Origin of the sequence: Maricaulis sp., assembly GCF_030149515.1 — a bacterium.
Classification (GTDB): domain Bacteria; phylum Pseudomonadota; class Alphaproteobacteria; order Caulobacterales; family Maricaulaceae; genus Maricaulis.
The window spans coordinates 37,922-56,855 of record NZ_JASBRI010000025.1 but is presented as its reverse complement, the minus strand read 5'-3'; the positions used below and the strand labels follow the sequence as shown (position 1 = coordinate 56,855).

Annotated in this window: 15 protein-coding genes; 7 read left to right on the top strand and 8 right to left on the bottom strand. The window is 64.1% G+C overall.

Going from position 1 to position 18,934, the window contains the following annotated elements:
• The first annotated feature begins 103 nt into the window (after positions 1-103).
• From Q1U94_RS11980 to modC, 7 genes are all read left to right on the top strand, one after another.
• Complete coding sequence (locus Q1U94_RS11980) at positions 104-1,450, top strand: FAD-dependent oxidoreductase (protein WP_300544951.1); 1,347 nt, start codon at positions 104-106, stop codon at positions 1,448-1,450.
• Positions 1,447-2,217, top strand: coding sequence for a DUF1365 family protein (locus Q1U94_RS11975; RefSeq protein ID WP_300544949.1), 771 nt, complete (start codon positions 1,447-1,449; stop codon positions 2,215-2,217). The genes Q1U94_RS11980 and Q1U94_RS11975 overlap by 4 nt, the downstream gene beginning before the upstream one ends.
• Positions 2,217-3,446: a cyclopropane-fatty-acyl-phospholipid synthase family protein gene (locus tag Q1U94_RS11970; RefSeq protein WP_300544947.1), complete on the top strand. Its 1,230-nt coding sequence runs from the start codon at positions 2,217-2,219 to the stop codon at positions 3,444-3,446. The genes Q1U94_RS11975 and Q1U94_RS11970 overlap by 1 nt, the downstream gene beginning before the upstream one ends.
• Before the next feature lie 142 nt (positions 3,447-3,588).
• Positions 3,589-5,715, top strand: a complete 2,127-nt coding sequence (locus Q1U94_RS11965) for an EAL domain-containing protein (protein WP_300544944.1) — start codon at positions 3,589-3,591, stop codon at positions 5,713-5,715.
• A gap of 120 nt (positions 5,716-5,835) precedes the next feature.
• The gene (gene modA, locus Q1U94_RS11960) at positions 5,836-6,546 is read left to right on the top strand and encodes a molybdate ABC transporter substrate-binding protein (protein ID WP_300544942.1); all 711 of its coding nucleotides are present in this window, start codon (positions 5,836-5,838) and stop codon (positions 6,544-6,546) included.
• Complete coding sequence (gene modB, locus Q1U94_RS11955) at positions 6,543-7,217, top strand: molybdate ABC transporter permease subunit (protein WP_300544939.1); 675 nt, start codon at positions 6,543-6,545, stop codon at positions 7,215-7,217. Before modA ends, modB begins: the two co-directional genes overlap by 4 nt.
• Entirely contained in the window at positions 7,207-8,289 is a 1,083-nt protein-coding gene (gene modC / locus Q1U94_RS11950) for a molybdenum ABC transporter ATP-binding protein (RefSeq protein ID WP_300544936.1), read from the top strand. The genes modB and modC overlap by 11 nt, the downstream gene beginning before the upstream one ends.
• A 30-nt stretch (positions 8,290-8,319) precedes the next feature.
• On the opposite strand, the gene Q1U94_RS11945 is transcribed toward modC, so the two are convergent.
• From Q1U94_RS11945 to Q1U94_RS11910, 8 genes are all read right to left on the bottom strand, one after another.
• A complete protein-coding gene (locus Q1U94_RS11945) occupies positions 8,320-9,816 on the bottom strand; it encodes an MFS transporter (protein WP_300544934.1) in 1,497 nt (498 codons plus the stop codon).
• Positions 9,817-9,971: 155 nt separating this feature from the next.
• On the bottom strand, positions 9,972-10,589 hold the full coding sequence (gene eda, locus Q1U94_RS11940) for a bifunctional 4-hydroxy-2-oxoglutarate aldolase/2-dehydro-3-deoxy-phosphogluconate aldolase (protein ID WP_300544932.1): 618 nt from the start codon (positions 10,587-10,589) through the stop codon (positions 9,972-9,974).
• Between the two features lie 13 nt (positions 10,590-10,602).
• Positions 10,603-11,577 (bottom strand): glucokinase, encoded by a 975-nt coding sequence (glk, locus tag Q1U94_RS11935; protein ID WP_300544930.1) that lies wholly within the window; start codon positions 11,575-11,577, stop codon positions 10,603-10,605.
• Positions 11,578-11,713: 136 nt separating this feature from the next.
• The gene (locus tag Q1U94_RS11930; RefSeq protein ID WP_300544928.1) at positions 11,714-12,748 is read right to left on the bottom strand and encodes a LacI family DNA-binding transcriptional regulator; all 1,035 of its coding nucleotides are present in this window, start codon (positions 12,746-12,748) and stop codon (positions 11,714-11,716) included.
• Positions 12,749-12,792: 44 nt separating this feature from the next.
• Entirely contained in the window at positions 12,793-14,142 is a 1,350-nt protein-coding gene (locus tag Q1U94_RS11925; protein ID WP_300544926.1) for an MFS transporter, read from the bottom strand.
• 34 nt (positions 14,143-14,176) lie between these two features.
• The gene (locus tag Q1U94_RS11920) at positions 14,177-15,535 is read right to left on the bottom strand and encodes a gluconate:H+ symporter (RefSeq protein WP_300544924.1); all 1,359 of its coding nucleotides are present in this window, start codon (positions 15,533-15,535) and stop codon (positions 14,177-14,179) included.
• Complete coding sequence (locus Q1U94_RS11915; protein WP_300544922.1) at positions 15,526-16,545, bottom strand: SMP-30/gluconolactonase/LRE family protein; 1,020 nt, start codon at positions 16,543-16,545, stop codon at positions 15,526-15,528. Before Q1U94_RS11915 ends, Q1U94_RS11920 begins: the two co-directional genes overlap by 10 nt.
• Positions 16,542-18,833: a glycoside hydrolase family 3 N-terminal domain-containing protein gene (locus tag Q1U94_RS11910; protein WP_300544920.1), complete on the bottom strand. Its 2,292-nt coding sequence runs from the start codon at positions 18,831-18,833 to the stop codon at positions 16,542-16,544. The genes Q1U94_RS11915 and Q1U94_RS11910 overlap by 4 nt, the downstream gene beginning before the upstream one ends.
• Between the last annotated feature and the right edge of the window lie 101 nt (positions 18,834-18,934).

Sequence of the window (18,934 nt, the reverse complement as noted above, 5' to 3'; positions counted from 1 at the left end):
GAAAAGGTGGATCACGCCCCGCTGCAGTGATCTGCCGTCCCGTTCGCCGCGTAACTCCCTCACACGATCAAGCCGTCCGATCGGCCAAAGCGAAGAGATTGCGATGCCTCTCATTCCCGTACAGAAGATTGCCGTGATTGGCTCCGGCATTGCCGGTCTGACAGCCGCCTGGCGATTGTCCGCGATTCACGACGTTACACTATATGAGGCCGATCGCCGGCTCGGCGGCCATGCCCACACTGTGCGGGCCAAGGTTGGTGAAACACCGTTTGATGTCGATACGGGATTCATCGTCTTCAATCCCGAAAACTATCCCAATTTCAACTCTATGCTAGCGTTGCTCGGCGTTGAAACCGCCCTCAGCGACATGTCGTTTGCTGCCTCTCTGGATGGCGGTCGTTTCGAATATGCGTCCAATCCGGACGGACTGTTTGCGCAAAAGAGGAACCTGCTTCGTCCACGCATGTGGCGCATGCTGCGTGATATCCTCCGCCTCTGCGACCATGCCCGCCGCCGCGACCACAGGGCCGAGACCCGGTCCCTGGACGATTTCCTGCGCTCAGAGGGCTATTCCTCCGCCTTCCGCGAGGACCATATCCTGCCGATGTGCGCAGCGATCTGGTCTTCGCCTGTCGACCAGATGCGGCACTATCCCGTGCAGGCCTTTTTCGAATTCTTCTCCAACCACGGGCTCCTGAAACTGGCGGGCCGGCCGGAATGGCGCACGATCGCCGGCGGCAGCCGGCACTATGTCGACCGGCTAGCGTCCGCAATCCGCGGGGATATCCGCCTCGGCGCGCCGGTCCGTTCGATCGTCCGGACGGATCGGGGCGTCACGCTCGCGACCGACAGCGACCGCCGCCCGTTCGACCATGTCGTAATGGCCTGCCACAGCGATCAAGCCCTGGCCTTGCTGGACGATCCCGACCCCCTGGAATCCAGGCTTCTCGGCTCAATCCGGTATCGTGAAAATACCGCCGTCCTGCACACCGACACCCGGCTGATGCCCCGCAGGCGCAGTGCGTGGGCCAGCTGGAACTATCTGGAGAGCGCACGGCAGCCGGACTCGACGTCGAGGGTCAGCCTGACCTACTGGATGAACGCGCTCCAGCCGCTGCCGGCGAGACAGCCGGTCCTCGTTACGCTCAACCCGGAAATCGAGCCCGACCCCAGCCAGATTCTGCATACCGATCGCTATTCGCATCCGGTCTTCGACACTGCGGCCGTTGGCGCACAGGCCGGTTTCGGCGCGCTTCAGGGCCACCGGCGGACCTGGTACTGCGGTGCCTGGCTGGGCTCGGGCTTTCACGAAGACGGCGTGCAGTCGGGCCTGGCTGTCGCCGAAGCGCTCGGTGCGCCCGTGCGTCCCTGGGGCCTGAACGGTGCCACCGGGCGCATTCCCTGGCACGCCGGATCGGCCCCGTCATCACTCACGGTGGCTGCCGAATGAAACCCTTGCCGCCCTCCCTCTATATCGGCGACGTCGGACACATGCGGCACCGGCCAAGACGGCATAGCCTGCGCTATCGCATGATCACCGTGCTTGCAGACATCGACGGTCCGCATCGCCGTGCTGGGGGCACCTGGCCATTTGTCTTCGACCGCTTCGGCCTCATCGGTCAGCGTGCGGCCGACCATGGCGACCGGTCCGGATCACTGCGGAGCTGGGTTGAGACCGTGCTGGAACGCCACGGCATCGCCTTGCGGCCCGGGCGCATACAGCTGCTCGCCGCCCCCCGCGTGCTCGGCTTTGTCTTCAACCCCGTCTCGGTCTATTTCTGTCATGATGGCGAGGACCGCCTTGGCGCAGTGATGTTCGAAGTCTCGAACTTCCATGGCGGCCGTCATACCTACGCCTTCCCGGTTTCCCCCAACGCCGGGACACCGCTGCGCTTTTCCTGTCCCAAGGCCTTCTTCGTCTCGCCTTTCAACCCGGTCGAGGGCGAATACACGTTCCGGCTGGACCGGGGCGCTGACAATCTTCGCCTGGGCATTCGCCTGCACAGACAGGGTGACTGTGTGATGGGCGCCGTCCACACGGCAAAGCGCAGGGATTTGACCGGGGCCAACGTTCTGCACGCGCAAATCACCCAACCGTTCAACACAGTCACGATTGTTGGTGGTATTCTCTTGGAAGCGCTTCGTTTGCGTTCAAAAGGCCTGCGCGTGTTTGCGCCGCGCAAGGGGACAATCGACACGCTGCCGGGGAGGCTTTGATGGACTATTCGACGGGTTCGGCAATACCGATGGGGGGCCGGGCAAACAGGCTTCAGCGCTTTGCAGTTCGACGGTTGCACGCCGCTCTGTCCGACCTGACGAAGAGCCGCTTGCGGATCGAACTACCTGGCGGATACCGCTTCGAATGCGGGCCCCGCGACGCCGAATTCGTGGCCGACTGGACCATCCGAAAATGGAATGCGCTCGTGCGCATTGCCAGTTCCGGCGTTCTGGGCTTTGCCGAAGGCTTCATCAATGCCGAATGGGATACGTCGGACTTGCGCGGCCTGCTGCGCGCGCTGGCCACAGAACTCGACGACCTGAACGCCGCCCGGGCGCGAAGGGGTCCCAGCCGGCTACTGGCACGCCTGCAACACTGGATGAACGCCAACACCAGGCGCGGCAGCCGGCGCAATATCGCGTTCCACTACGATCTGGGTAACGCGTTCTACGAAACGTGGCTGGATTCCTCGATGACCTATTCGTCGGCCCTCTTCGAAAAGGTCGGGGAGGCGCTGGCCGAGGCCCAGGACCGCAAGTATCGACGCATCTGTGACACGTTGAACCTGAAGCCGGGAGACCGGGTGCTGGAGATCGGCTGCGGCTGGGGTGGCTTTGCCGAAGTGGCGGCCCGGGACTATGGCTGCCATGTCACCGGTTTGACCCTGTCCCGGGAACAGCATGACTATGCCCGGACACGGCTCGAACGCGCTGGCCTTGCAGGCAAGGCCGAAATCCGGATGCAGGACTATCGCGACGTCAGTGAAACATTCGATGCCATCGCCTCGATCGAGATGTTCGAAGCTGTGGGTGAGGCTAACTGGCCAACCTATTTCGACAGGGTCTCAGGCTGCCTGAACCCAGGAGGCCGGGCCGCCCTTCAGATTATCACCATTCGCGAGGACCAGTTCGAACACTATCGGCGCTCGGTCGATTTTATTCAGAAATACGTCTTCCCCGGCGGTGTGCTGCCGCCACCCTCGCGGATACAGAGCGAAGCCGTGAGCGCTGGCCTGCAGCCTGCGGGCACCTACATGTTCGGACCTAGCTACGCCCGCACCCTGGCCTGCTGGCACGAGGCCTATCGTCAAGCTTGGCCACGGATCAGGGACCTGGGATTCGACGAACGGTTCGACCGCATTTGGCGGTACTACCTGTCCTATTGCGAGGCGGGATTTGCCGAGGGGCGCATCGATGTTGGCCAGTTCGTCTTTCAGAAGCCGGCTTGAAGTGCGCATGCATTGATAAAATAATACCGGCCAACTGCGAATTTCACGACATTTTCGCGACAAACGGCAACCTTGCTGACGCGGCCTTTACCAAACCCGCCCAGCATCATGACCCATGTGAAGCCTGCGAACCGGTGGCGCAATGGGTCGAACGCTCGACAGACAATTGGGACGCTATATCAACGTGGCAGCGCTGGTCAGCCTGATCGCGTCCGTCCTGATGATCTACTTCTTCGTAGGTGCACTCAACCGCAATGCCGCCCGGACGGACCGGCAATTGCTGCAGGCGGGTATAGAGACCGCCATTCACCACAACGAGACCTGGGTTGCCGACTATGGCTGGTGGTCCTATGCGCTCGAGATGCTTCAGACCGGTGAGGTCGACCTGCTGAGCGAAAGCATGGCGTCGTCCTTCTCCGACCACCTCGGCTTTGATTTCGTGGTGATGTCGCGCGCCGGCGACAGCCGGGCGTATTCTTGGCATCGCGATACAGGTCAGACACCGGTCCCCGCCTTGCTCACGCCCGGACAGGTCACCGCCATGCGCGAAGATCTGGCCGACGCCTATGCATCCGGCGCGTTCATTGGCAGCCATATGCTGACCGTAAACGGCCACCCTTATATCGCCTCGATGACCGTTGTCGGCGAATACGAGGACCGCAGCGCCACAGACCCGATGACGGGACCCGTTCTGATCATCGGTACTCGCGTCGACGAGGCCTTCATCCGTGAGCTGGAAACGCGCTTCCTGGTCGACAATATAGCGCTGGTGCCCGCCGGAAGCCCGTCGGACCGGACAATGCCCATTTCCGATCAAAGCGGGCACAACACAGTTGCACTCACCTGGACGCCTTCGCGTCCAGGCATCGAGACCCTGCGTTTCGCGCTTATTCCCCTTATCGCCTACATTCTCGCCTTCTTTGTCGCGGCCCAGATAATTGTCTACAAGGCCCGAGCACTCGCGCGCCGGGCCGAGCGAAATGAGCAACGCGCCATCAAGGCGGCAGCCACGGACAGTCTCAGCGGCCTGCCCAACCGGCTTGGCTTCACGCGCTTCATCGAAAGCGAGGCCGCGGCCGACGCCGCCGCAAAGGGTGCTGCCGCCGTCATCTACATCGATCTCAACGGCTTCAAGGCCGTCAATGACAAGGCCGGCCACCGGGCCGGCGATCGCATCATCCGGACCGTGGCGCAGAAATTCCAGGCCGCGCTGCCCGATGGTGTGCATGTCGCGCGTGTCGGTGGCGACGAATTTGCCTGTGCCCTGACGGGCCCCGCCCATGCCAGCCAGGCACTGCCGATCGCCCGTGCCCTGTCCAGAAGTCTCGACGGCACCTTCGAAATCGACGACCGGCAGTTCGAAATCGGCGCCGCCATCGGTGTCGCCTGGTCACGGCCGGATGCCGTAAAAAGTTTCGCCCAGCTCGTACACGATGCCGATCTGGCGATGTACCGCGCCAAGTCGGACCAACTCGATCAACCTCTCTGCTTCGACGCCAGCCTCGGGCTTGAGCACGCGGAACGGCGCGCGCTGGAGGCCGACATCGAAGCCGGGCTCGACCGGCGCGAATTCCGCGTTGTCTATCAGCCGATCGCCCGCGCCCGCGACGGCGCCATCGCATCAGTCGAGGCCCTCCTGCGCTGGGAACATCCCACTCGCGGATCCGTCCCACCCGACGTTTTCATCGCCGTGGCCGAGCGTTCGAAGCTGATCCGCCGGCTCGGCGACTTCGTGGTCGATTGCGTGTGCAACGATATCGGCCCGCAAGCGGCGCACACCGTTTCCATCAACCTGTCTCCGACCCAGCTGAACGACCCCGATTTGTGCGCGCGCTACCTGCACAAGTTCGGCGAGGCGGGCATGACCTCCGAACAGGTGGAGCTGGAACTCACCGAAGCAGTGCTGGTCGACGATTTCGAGCGCGCCAAACAGCGGCTGCTCGAATTCCACGCGGCCGGCTTCAAGGTGAATCTGGACGATTTTGGCACCGGGTTCGCCTCGATGGGCTATCTTCACATGCTGCCCTTTTCCAAGATCAAGGTAGACCGGAGTTTCGTCGCCTCGATCGGCAAGGGCGACGGACCCAACAAGATGCTGCAGGCTCTCGCCCTGCTCGGCGACGCGCTCAGCCTCGACATGGTGGCGGAAGGTGTCGAAACGGAGAGCCAGGCAGCCATGCTGCGCCTGCTTGGCTTCGACTACCTGCAGGGATGGCATTTCGGCGCGCCGATGACGGCCAGGGCTTTGCAGGAACGCATGGCTGCATGACGCAGGCGTGAAGTGCGCCGGTGTGTCGAGACTTGAACAGAAAGCCCGGCTGCGGGCAGTCTGACCACCATGAAAGGCATCGCGACAGTCATCTGCGCATGGGCTCTGGCCGTAGCGGCCTTGGCCCCAGCCGCACAGGCCGAGGAAGCGCTGGTCGCGGTGGCGTCCAATTTCGCCGAACCGGCCAACGCCCTGTCGGAGGCCTTCACTCATACAACCGGACACAGCGTGCTGATTTCCTCCGGGTCGACGGGCCGCCTCTACGCCCAGGTCGTTCAGGGAGCGCCGTTCGATGTGTTCATGGCTGCCGACGCAGTGCGGCCAGCGCGGCTCGAGGCCGAAGGCCTCGCCATACCCGGCAGCACCCGCACCTACGCGACCGGCCGACTTGCTCTCTGGGTGCATGCGGCTGGGGTGGAACCACCCTTGCGGCGTCTCACCACAGGGCATTACCGGCGTCTGGCCCTGGCTAATCCCGATCTTGCCCCCTACGGCGCCGCCGCCGTGCAGGTCTTGAACCGGCTCGACCTTGCCGACGAGGCAGCGGATCGGCAGGTGTTCGGTGAGAACATCGCCCAGACCTTCAGTTTTGTTGCAACAGGCAATGCCGATCTCGGTTTCGTGGCCCTCGCCCAGGTCAACAGGCCAGGCCGGGCTACCGCGGGCCAGTACGACGTCATCCCGGCACACTGGCACGCCCCCATCCGCCAGGATGCTGTCCTGCTGCTGCATGGCGCCGACAATCCGGCGGCGCTGGCCTGGCTCGAATTTCTCACGAGTCCAGCCGCCCACGACATCCTGGCCGCTTATGGCTACGAGCCCGGCGCATGACGGAAACGCTTCCGGCGATCGGCCTGACTGTCCGCCTGGCCTTTGTCACCACGATCATGCTGTTCGCACTGGGCACACCTTTAGCCTGGTGGCTGGCTACGACCCGCAACCGGGTAAAGCCCTTCATCGAGGCGGTTACGGCCCTTCCATTGGTGCTGCCGCCTACAGTGATCGGATTCTACCTTCTGGTTCTGCTCAATCCGCAATCACCCGTCGGCGCCTTTTGGGTGCAGATAACGGGCGACACGCTGGCCTTTTCGTTTTCCGGGCTTGTGGTGGCCTCGCTGATCTATTCCCTGCCGTTCATGGTCCAACCCCTCCAGACCGCTTTCGAACGGGTGGGCCGCGACCATATGGAGGCCGCGGCGAGCCTTGGGGCCGGCCGGCTGGACATGTTTGTCAGCATCGTCCTGCCCTTGTCGGTTCGCGGCTTCGTCACAGCGGGCGTTCTCACCTTTATCCATACCGTGGGCGAATTCGGCGTCGTGCTGATGGTGGGCGGCAATATTCCCGGGCGAACCCGCACGCTCTCGATCGCGCTTTTCGACCATGTCGAGACCTTGCACTATGACGAAGCCCATGTTCTGGCGGCCGGTCTGGTCGGCGTTTCCTTCGCGGTGCTTGCCGTGGTCTTCCTGATTAATCGCCGGTATCCCGTCCATGCCGGATAAGACACTGGATATCGATCTGCGCGTCTGTCGTGGCGGATTCTGTTTGACGGGCCTTGCCATCATCCCGCTGTCGGGCATTACGGGCGTATTCGGGCCCAGCGGTGCCGGCAAGACGACCTTGATCCGGGTCCTTGCAGGCCTTGAGACAGGGACGCTCGCCTCCATTCGTTTCGATACCGAAACATGGCAGAACGAACATCGACAAACTCCTGCCCACAAACGCAGAATCGGCGTTTCCTTCCAGGACTCGCGCCTGTTCCCCCATCTCAGCGTTGCCGGCAATCTAGACTATGCCCAACGCCGCGCGGCCGCGGGCATCGCCGGGCCGCCGCGTGAAGTCATCATCGGCTTGCTGGAGCTCGCGCCGCTGCTGGAGCGGGACACACGCGGACTGTCAGGCGGCGAGCGGCAGCGCGTGGCCCTCGGCCGCGCACTGCTGTCGAACCCCCGCCTCCTCCTGCTTGACGAACCCCTCTCCGCTGTCGACGCGCGCCGGCGCGCGGCACTACTTCCCGCATTGCGCGCTCTTCTGGCGTCGTACGCCGTGCCGGCACTACATGTCAGTCACTCTGTGGACGAGATTGTTTGCTTCGCCGATCGCGTTCTCGGCATAGACGCCGGCCGCATCGGCTCTCTGCAGCCCGTACGCGACTGGGTCACAACACTCTCCGGAACGGGCGTCGAACCCGGCGCCGTACTCAGCGGCACGATCGCAGCACGGGATGATCGCCTGCAACTCACCCGGATAGCGCTGGCAGGCCATACCATCGCCCTGCCGGGACTGGACAGCGCGGCGATCGGCACCGTGATCCGCCTGCACGTCCTTGCCCGGGATGTATCGCTCGCAACAGATACGACGGACGGCCTGTCAATCCGCAATCGGCTGCCGGCGATGCTCGTGGACATCCGCGATCAAAGCGGGACGCCCTATTGCGATATTGCCCTGGACATCGACGGGCAGCGCCTTGTCGCCCGCATCACACGCGAGGCTGCGGAAGAACTGGCGCTGGCGCCCGGCCAGCGCGTCTTCGCCCTTATCAAGAGCGCGTCACTTGATCGGGATCCCGAATAGCCTGCCCACCATCGGATATCCGCTGCACCGTCAAGGCGAGGGCAATTCCGCCTGATCCCGTCCCGCCGCAGCCAGTCGGGCATTGCGCCGATCAAGGCTGGCGTGAAGCCGCGCGTGCCGGATCGGGGTGAGCGGGTACGACCATATCAGCGGCGCAGCCAGGCCATAGAGCGCAATCGGCCCCAGACAGTAGACCAGGCGCAGCGACAGTACGCCCGCTTCGGTGGATCCTTCGATGCCCGCCGACGCATGGTAGCCCAGAAGACCGACAATATTGAGCGCCAAGCCGGTGAAGATCGCCACGGCCAGTTTCTCCGCCAGACCCAGCACGGCGAAGTAGGTGCCCGCACGCCGCCCGCCTGAACGGGCGCTGTCGATATCGACGACATCCGCCAACATCGCCAACGGCAGGAATTGCAGGCCGCCGAAGGCAAAGCCCTTGAGCAGAAACAGGCAGAAGAAGGCGAGATAGTCGCCCCGGCCCAGGAGAAGGTTGCAGGCGCTGACCAGGCTGACGAAGCCCAGCGTCACCATGAAGGCGCGATGCTTGCCCATGCGCCGGCCCAGCCACAGCCAGAACGGGATCGCGGCGATGCCGGAGATAAAATAGAGGAAATAGGCTGCGCCGATCGTTGGAATCCCGATGATGTCACGGATGAAAAAGAGTGAGACGGCGTTGCGCAGGCTCTCGCCGGCAATGACCATGAAGGCAATGATCAGGATCCGGCGCATCGGACCGTTGCGCCAAAGATGTCTGAACCCCTCGATCATCGGTACGCGTTCGCGAAGGGCGGGCGGCGGCTCGGCCACCGTCGTCAGGATAATCCCCGTCAGAAGCGGCACGAGAACGACAATGGTGATGGCCAGGCCCATCATGACCGGACCGGTCAGCGCAGCGCGATTGGACGGCACGCGATCCATGATCCCGCCGGTAAAGGCGCCGGTGATGTCACGCCACATCGACGAGAAGATCTGTCCCACCGCGCCGCCATCGGCAAGAATTTCAACGATCATCGGCACCGCTGCCGCGAGCAACAGGCCGCCGAGATAATAGAATTCCCGCGCCGCCGTGACCTGGGACCTGGTGTGATAGTCCGCCGACAGTTCCGCACCCCAGGCCCGGAAGGGGATCTGGATCATGGTGGCACTGGCAAAAAAGAGCGTCAGCCAGACCAGGAAATACACCAGGCCAGCGCTCTCCGGCGGCACAAAGAGAAACCAGGTCGACAACATCAGCAACGGTGCGCCGAGGAGGATGTAGGGTTTGCGCCGGCCGATTGACGTGCGCCCGCGATCGGAAATCTCACCCATCAGCGGGTCGGTGATCACATCGGTGAAGCGCGCGATCATGATGATCAGGCCGATCACCGAAAGTGACAGGCCCAGATGACCGGCATAATGAGCCGGCAGCCAGATCGCCAGGGGATAGCCGTAAACCGCGAGCGGGAGGGCCAAGGACCCGTGCAGGAAGATGGTCGAGCGTTTCAGGCGCGGCGCCCCGGGGGCCGCGTTCGCGTTGGTGTCCAAGTCTGTCCTCCCAGATCGCCTAGCGCCGGTTCAGTCTTGTTTTGGGCGCCTTTCCAAATTTGAGTATGGAGAGAACGGGCTGTCAAATTAAACAGGCACGTGCCTTGTCGCGTGATAGGCGGGCGCGCCGACCCATGGACAGCAATTTAAGAGCTTCAGGTACGCATGGCGGCGGCGGCACGGGCATTCGCCTCGACGGTCTCCCATTGGCCGCCCTCGATCATCGCCTGGCTGGCGATCCAGGAGCCCCCCACGCAGACGACATTCGGCAGGGCAAGATAGTCCGGCGCTCGTTCGCGGGAGATCGAGCCTGTCGGGCAGAAGCGGATATCCGGCAACGGCCCCTGCAGGGATTTGAGGTAGGGCAGACCGCCCGCCTGTTCTGCCGGGAAGAATTTCAGCACTTCGAACCCGGCTTCCGCGGCCGTCATGGCTTCACCGGCGGTAGCCACGCCGGGCAGGACCGGAACCCCGGACGCCAGAAGCGCGGGAAGGAGTTTCGGCGTCAGGCCGGGAGACACCAGAAAGTCAGCACCGGCCGCAATGCTGGCCTCTGCCTGGTCCGGAGTACGGATCGTGCCCATGCCGACGATCATGCCCGGCTCGGCCGCCTTCATCGCCTTCATGACGTCCAGTGCCGCCTCGGTACGCCAGGTCATCTCGATGACCGACAATCCTCCCGCCTTGAGCGCACGGGCGAGCGGGGCCGCCTGGCCGATATCGCCGACCGTGAGCACGGGGATCACGCCAGCGGCGTCGAGGAGAGCTGTCATGGAAACACCCATGTTACTGATATCCCTGTTCTGCCAGAGCTGCCGCACCGCGCAGGGCGGCGCTGTCGCAGCGGATGAGGCGCACTGGCGTGTCGGCGGCATACTGGTTCATTGGCACGCGGTTGACGAAATGCCCCATGAAGCCGCTTGCCTCCAACAGCTCGCGAATGTGCGGCAGAATCCCGCCGCCCAGATAAATACCCCCGCGCGCGCCCGTCAGCACGGCGACATCGCCGGCATATCCGCCCAGCGCTGTGCAGAAGAATTCGACGACGCGCGCACTGAGCGAGTCCGGATCAGTCTTGGCTTCCTCGGTGATGGCTTCCGGGCGGTGTCCGGGCCAGGCCTCACCCTCGATCTGGCACAAGGCGCGATGGATATTGACCAGGCCCCGGCCCGACAGCACGCGTTCCCAAGACACGAAGTCGTATTCTCGCGACAATATGCCCGCGACTTCCATTTCCAGCTCGGTGCGCGGCGCGAAGGCGGCATGCCCGCCTTCGGTAGCAACCACCCGCAGGCTCTCGCCATCAGGAATCAGGAGGCCGAGGCCCAACCCGGTCCCCGGCCCCAGCACCGCGCGCGGAGCGTTGAGGATCGGCCGCCCTTCATTGATCTCGACAATCTCTGCGTCCGGCGTCAGCGGTGCGCCGCGCGCCTGCGCCGCAAAATCATTGACCGCAATCAGGCCCGCAATCCCCAGATCCCGGCCCAGCTCGGCCGGATCGAAGCGCCAGGTCGCATTGGTAAGCTGGACCTCGCCCGGGCGGATGGGAGAGGCTACCGCGAAACAGGCGCGCGTCGGATGCTCGCCGCGACAGGTCTCCAGATAAGCCATCACGGCATCACGCAGATGCTCGAAGTCCTCATTCTTGAGCCGGCGGATGTGGTCGAGATCGAATCCGGTTTGCACCGTACCGCGCGCGATGGCGAAGCGCGCATTGGTGCCGCCGATATCAGCGACCAGATAGCTGGGCTCGTTGGTCATACTTCCCCTGCCCCGGATCTTCAGGTCCAGTTGTCCGCCCGCCATCGGGGAGCCGACAGCGCCTTATAGGACGAATGTTACCCCTAACATACCCCGGAAATCCAGTGCTTCACCGCAGCCCGTCCGAGCAAGGCTGTTACCGGCCCGGCGCCGGACCGGTGGAATCGCGATAGATGACCGAATAGTCTAGAAACTCGCCGGGCGCAGGTTCTGGTGCCGGCGCTTTGCGGGTGGCAGCGTCGATAATCTGGCGCGCCGCGCTGCTACCCAATTCCAGCAAGGGCTGGCGAACCGTGGTCAGCGCCGGCCACATTTTCTCGGCGATCTCGGAATCGTCAAATCCGACAATCGACACGTCGCGCGGAATTTCCAGCCCCATCCGGTGGGCCGCCATCAGCACGCCGGCCGCCATGTCGTCATTGGCTGCGAAGATGGCGGTCGGCCGATCCTCGCGTCCAAGCAGCGCATGCCCGGCCGCAAGTCCGGCTTCGAAATTGAAATCCCCGGGCAGGACGAGACTGTCATCAAGGGCGATGCCTGCCGCAGAAAGCGCGTCGCAATAGCCGGCGAAGCGCTCGTGCGTCGCGTTCTGGTCTTCCTTGCCGCGCACGAAGGCGACGTGCTTGTGGCCCAGCGATATGAGATGTTCGGTCAGTTCGCGGGCTGCCTTGCGCTCGTCGATCTTCACGATGATCTGGGCGGCGGGGATGTTATTCGGCCCGACCCGGGCCACCGGGACCTCGAACTCGTTTAAAAGGTCGAACAGACGTTCGTCATTCGACAATGGCGGCACCAGGACCAGTCCGTCCGGCTTGGTCGTGGCGATCAAATGGCTGAAACGTTCGCGCAGGTCTCCAAGCGGCAGGTCGCGCAGATCGTCCATCAGCGACATGACAAGCTGATAGCCCTCCTCCTGGCAGGTTTGCATGGCGCCGAACTGGATAGCGTTGACATAGTTCGAGCGGTGCGAGTGCGAAACCATATGAATGGTATAGCTACGCCGCGAGCGCAGGCGGCGGGCCGGGGTTGAGGGCACATAGCCGACCTCCCGTGCAGCCGCCCGAACCTGTTCGCGCAGGGCAGGCTTGACGTGCGGTTCGTTGTTGAGAACACGCGACACCGTCTTGATCGAAACTCCGGCCCTATTGGCCACATCGATCATCTTTGCCATGCATTCGCTCCTTTCGCCGCACGTTTTCCGCGCCCGGCGCCGTATCAGTCGTCCCCGATCCGGCCAACGATTTCGGCGTGAACCCGCCGATTCAACGGCAATCTTAGAATGACCAGGCTCGACAGCGCCAGCAGCACTGTTGGTCCCAGAAAGATGTGCAGGCGCAGACTGTCGATGGTCGATTGCGCCTGGATGTCCTGGGTGACGTCATAGCCGACGAGCGACAGCATCGTTCCGACGAACAGTCCCATCAGCCCGCTGGAGAGTTTCTGGGTCAAGAGCACCGAACCGAACACCGCGCTTTCGTTGCGATCGCCCGTCTGCCACTGGCCGTACTCCACCGTATCCGGTACCAGCGCCCAGACCAGCACGCCGAAGGCGCCGAAGGCCGAACCATAGACCACCACCTGAAGCGGAATACCCGACACCACCCGCGCGCCCCAGATCGCCAGATCCAGTCCCGCCAGGCCTGCGATGATGCAGGCCGCGATCCAGCCCGTCTTCTTCCCGAAACGCCGGATCACCATTGTCCACAGCGGAATCGAGACCAGCGTCGCCACTGCATAGGCCGTCATGACGGCTTCCTTGGCGGCAAATACCGGCGCGTGGACTTCGACAAAAAAGGTCAGAGGAATCAGAAAGCTCGCGACCGCACTCGACTGCAGGAAAATGAGGGCCAGCAGCAGGCCCAGCGCCCCGTTGGCGCGCACCGCACGCCAGAAATCCGCCATCCCATGGCCCTTGCCGGCACCCAGCCGGCCCAACGGGGGGTTTTCGCGCGTACCCAGGAAACACAGCAGAAGGGCCAGCGTCGCAGTCACAGCACCGATCGCGGCGGCAGCCTGAAAGCCGGGGCCGGAGATGTCCTCGCCGTCACCGAAGCTTCGCACCAGAGGGAACCAGAGCACGGACACGATGAGCAGACCGGTAAAGGCAAAGAACATCCGAACACCGGAATAGGTGGTCCGTTCAACGCTGGAATAGGTCAATCGCGCAGCGAGCGCAGAATAGGGCACTGCCACGATCGTGTAGACGGTACGAAACAGAATGTGCGTCGCCGTCAATGCCGCGACCAGGGCAATACCCTCGAACGGGGGGATCCAGAACAGGAGAACAAAGGACACGCCCAGCGCCGGACCGGCGAACAGGATATGCGGCCGGTAGGTACCGAAGCGGGAGCGTGTGCGTTCGGCCAGACTGGCCACAATCACATCGGAGACGGCGTCCCAGGCCATGCCGACGAAATAGATCGCCCCGGCCACCTGCGGTGTCAGGCCAACAACTTCGGCATACCAGAACAGCAGCACAAGCGAGAGCGCATTCCAGTAGATGTTGAGGCCGAAATCGCCGACTCCATAGCCGAGATAGGCGGCAACCGTCTTGAGCCTGACCATGTCCCATCCCGTGTTGGGCGTCCGGGCCATGACGTCAGACAAGAAGGCTCAGGACCAGACTTCCGGCAAAGCCTGCCAGGCTGACAATCGTGGCCGCAACGCTCCAGGTGCGCAGCGTGTCCCCCTCGGACAGGCCGAAAATGCGATTGACCAACCAGAAGCCCGAGTCGTTGACATGTGACAAGCCGGTCGCCCCGGCGGCTACTGCGATCACGACGAGAGCAAGGTCTGCTGCACCGAGGCCAGCCGCCCCGGCCAGCGGCGCCGTCAGCCCGGCCGCTGTGATCATCGCCACGGTGGCACTGCCTTGCGCGACGCGTACCAGCAGCGCAATGACGTATCCCGCGACAAGCGGCGTCATGCCCAATCCCAACGCGGCGTCGGCCAACTGTGCTCCGGCTCCCGTATCGACCAGAACCTGTTTGAAGGCCCCGCCCGCGCCCGTGACCAGAATCACAGCCCCGGCCGGCTCCAACGCTCGGCCCAGTGCATCGCCGAGGCGCGACTTTTGCTCCGGACTCTGCGCCGGCAACAGCCACAGCGTTGCCCCGCAGGCAATAAGCAAGGCGGCGAAGGGATGCCCGACGAGTTCGAAACCGGCCCTCACCGGCCCTGCCGCCAGCACGGAACGGGCCATGGTACCGGCCAGTATCAGCACAAGCGGCAACAGTATCAGACCCGCCGTCAGCCCCGCTCCTGCACGCACCTCGCCTGCTGCCGGCCTGTCGTCTGCCGGCAACGGGTCGGCAGGGACACCCACAGGCAAGGCGCCTCGCTTGTCGAGCCACGCCGTGTAGACCGGTCCGGCCAGGGCCACGGCAAATACGCCCACAGCCATCCCGCAACCGATCACCCATCCCAGATCGGCTCCCAGAATTTCCGCCACGGCGATCGGCCCCGGCGTGGGCGGAATGAAGGCATGGGCCGTAGCGAGCCCCGCCAGCAATGGCAGTCCGAAAGCCAGGGCCGGACGTTTCGCCCGCTCGGCCATTGCAAACACCAGCGGCGCCAGGATGATCAGGGCGACATCGAAGAAGACCGGGATCGAGGCGAGAAGTCCCAGCGCACTCATAGTCCAGCGTCCGCGTCCGATGCCCACACCCGGTAACAGTTGGGCCGCAAGGCTCTGCACGCCGCCCGATGCCTCGATAATGGCACCGAACAAGGCTCCCAGCCCGATCACCACGGCGATAAAACCCAGCGTTCCGCCTATGCCGGCAATGACGGTGTCGAAAGCCTCACCCGGCGCCATTCCCGCCGCCAGTGCTGCCAAGGTCGCAACCAGGATGAGTGCCGCAAACGCATTCATCCGAAAGCGCAGGATCAGAACAAGAAGCCCCGCCACTGCGGCGATCGTGGCGATGACAGCGCGATACTCTCCGATCAGTTCCATTGCACGCCCCGTACACGCGTCGGCAAGCGCAGCAGACGGTCATGGGCAGTGATGAAGAGATCGGATCCGTCGCCGCCGAAGGCACAGTTCGCTGTGGCGCGACCGGTGAGAATCCGTCCCAGACACTGGCCCTCCGGTGAGAGCACCAGAACTCCGCCCGGCCCCGTAGCAAAGACATGGCCGTCGGCCGATACCGCCATCCCGTCGGGCAGGCCCGGCTGCCCCTCCCCCGCAAACCGGCTGGCATCGAACCAGACCCCGGCATCGCGAACCCCGCCCGCTCCGTCGAGCTCAAAGCGCCGGATCTGCTGCGCGGCGGAGTCGGACTGTGCGACGTAGAGACTGTGTTCGTCCGGAGATAATGCGATCCCGTTTGGGAAGGTCATGTCCGCTGCGAGGCGCATCACGCCGCCATCAGGCGCGATCCGGTAGACCCCGTTCGCGTCCTGGCGTTTTAATGGCGATGCATCGAGGCCTTCCAGCCCGTAGGGCGGATCGGTGAAATAGATGGTTCCATCCCGTGCCTGAACGAGATCGTTGGGCGAGTTGAAGGGCTCACCGGCAAAGCGGTCCGCCACGACGGTTCGCCGGCCGGACGCCACGTCCAGCCGCTCAATGGCGCGGCGGCCGTGATTACACACCAGGAGATGTCCGTTTCCCGCGTACCAGAGCCCGTTCGCACCCGGTTCGCGAAACCCGCCCGCCTGCTCCCTTGGAATCCCGGACGGATCGAGGAAGACGCCAACCCCGTCATCCGGCGCCCAGCGATAGGCAGTGTTGCCCGGCACGTCCGTGAAGTAGAGACACATGCGGTCACGGTCCCAGGCCGGCCCTTCCGACCAGCCATACCCCTCTCCCAGCACCTCGGCCTGCACGGCCGGATCGATCAGCGCGTCGAGCGCCGGGTCCAGGCGCTCCACGACGCCCGGCCCTCTGGTTGCTGGCTGGTTGCATCCTGCCGTGGCGACGGCCGCGCCGCATGCCAGCAGGAAGTCGCGCCGCCGCATCATTCGCTGCTCCCCGGCGTCGCGATAGCCGCCGCCGGCACGGATGTCTGCGCCGTACCGCCGATCTCGAGCGAGGCTGAGGCCCGCAGATCGTCGGAGGCCGCACCGGCATGGAAGTCCAGTCGGCCGGCTTCGACATCCCATATCCCCGGGGCGCGGAAGATTGCGGCCTGGGCGGGGCGGAATTCGAACCTGACGGTGCGGGTTTCGCCCGGCTCGAGCGTGATCCGCTCGAAGCCGCGCAATTCCAGGCGCGGCCGCGCGATGGATGCCACCGGATCGCGCATATAGAGCTGCACCACCTCATCGGCCGCACGGCCCGACGTGTTGGTAACCGGAACCGACAGGATCACGGTTTCATCGGGACCGGCGCTCGCAGCGGACACGCTCAGTTCGCCATATTCGAAGCGCGCATAGCTTAGCCCATGCCCGAAAGCGTACAGCGGCGTGATGGGCTGGTCGATATACCGGTTGGTATCGCGATCAAGATCGGGATGCGCCGGGCGTCCGGCCGGATTTTCAGAATAGGTGAAGGGCACGGCACCGGTCGTACGCGGGAAGGACACCGGCAGACGGCCGGCTGGAGAAACCGCGCCGAAAACCACGTCTGCTACGGCATTGCCCGCTTCGACCCCCAGCATCCAGGTATTCAGGATCGCATCCGCCCGGTCGGCAAGATCGGGGATCGCCAGCGGGCGTCCGGTGACCAGCAATACTGTGACCGGCGTGCCGGTTTCCAGCACGGCCCGGGCCAGGGCCCGCTGGCTTTGCGGCAGGCGCAAGTCAGACCGGCTGCGCGCCTCACCCGAAAGAGAGTAGGGCTCGCCGATAACCAGCAGGACATGATCGCTGCGCGCAGCAAGCTCGACAGCGTCCGCAATCCCGGAGCGATCCTCGTTGCCAGGCGCGGCCCCGGCCGAGTACTCGACCTGAACGCCCGCCGGGGCATTCTCGCGCAACCCGTCCAGGATGGTAACAACATCCTCGGCCTGCCCCCGTGCACGCCAGGAGCCCAGCTGGGTCATCGCATCCTCGGCAAGGGCACCGATCACGGCGATGCGTCCGGCCCCTTCGTTTAACGGCAGGGCTTCGTTCTCGTTGCGCAGGAGCACCATGGACCGGGCTGCAATGCGGCGCGCCTCAGCCCGGCTATCCGGTGTCAGAAGGGCGGAAGCCTCTCGTCCGGCATCGTGATAGGCATAAGGGGCGTCGAACAGGCCCAGCCGCTCCTTGGCGGTCAGAATACGCGCAACGGCAAGATCGAGATCGGCCAACAGCGAAGGATCGGAGGCAATCGCCTCGGCCAATTCGCGCCCGAACACCCCGCTGGTCATGTCCATGTCGACACCGGCACGCAGCGCCAGCGCACCAGCTTCCGCGCGGGTGCTCGCAATGCCGTGATTGATCAGTTCCGCGATCGCGTTCCAGTCGCTCAGCATCAGGCCGTCAAATTCCCAGACCCCGCGCAGAACCCCGTCGATAAGGTGCTCGTTCGCTGTGGACGGGACGCCGGCGATATCGTTGAAGGCGGTCATCATCGAGCCAGCTCCTGCCCGGGTCGCGGCGTGGAAGGGCGGCAGATAGATTTCATGCAGACTGCGCTCGGAAATGTCGGCCGTGCCGTAATCGCGCCCGCCCAGGGGAACGCCATAGGCGCCGAAATGCTTCGCCGTCGCCAGTAACGTGTTGCGGGCGGCGAGATTCTCGCCCTGATAGCCGCGCACCTGCGCCTCGGCCATACGGGCACCGAGATAGGGATCGGCCCCGGCGCCCTCCACAATCCGGCCCCACCGCGGATCGCGGGCAATGTCGATCATCGGAGCGAAGGTCCAGTGCAGGCCCGACGCCGTTGCCTCTTCTGCGGAAATGCGCGCCGCTACGGTCCAGTCATTCGGATCCCAAGATGCCGCCATGCCGATCGGCACGGGGAAAAGCGTGCGATAGCCATGGACCACATCCATCGCAAAGAGGAGCGGTATTCCCAGACGGCTCTCCTCGACAGCGACGCGTTGCAGTTCTTCCAGGGGTTCCGCGCCGGCCACATGCAGGTAGGACCCCACTTCGCCGCGCCGGACGCGATCGAGCTCGTCCGGTGTGAGCCGGGAATTAAGCGACATCGACCGACCGCCCGCTGCCTGCGTCAGCTGCCCCAGCTTCTCCTCCAGTGTCATCTGAGACACCAGACCACGCACTCGCTGGGAATGCGCCTCCAACCCCTCCTGGGCCGAAGCCACGGCCGTCATCCCGGCGCACAGCATCGCGGCCAGAATCTTCTTGATCGATCTCTTCACGCGGCACCTCTCCCGTTATCCCGCCCCTCGACAATGAAAGAACGCAGCCAGTCGACCCGGTGGCCCTGGCTGCGCATCAGTTCTCCCAAGCCGCCAGGAGG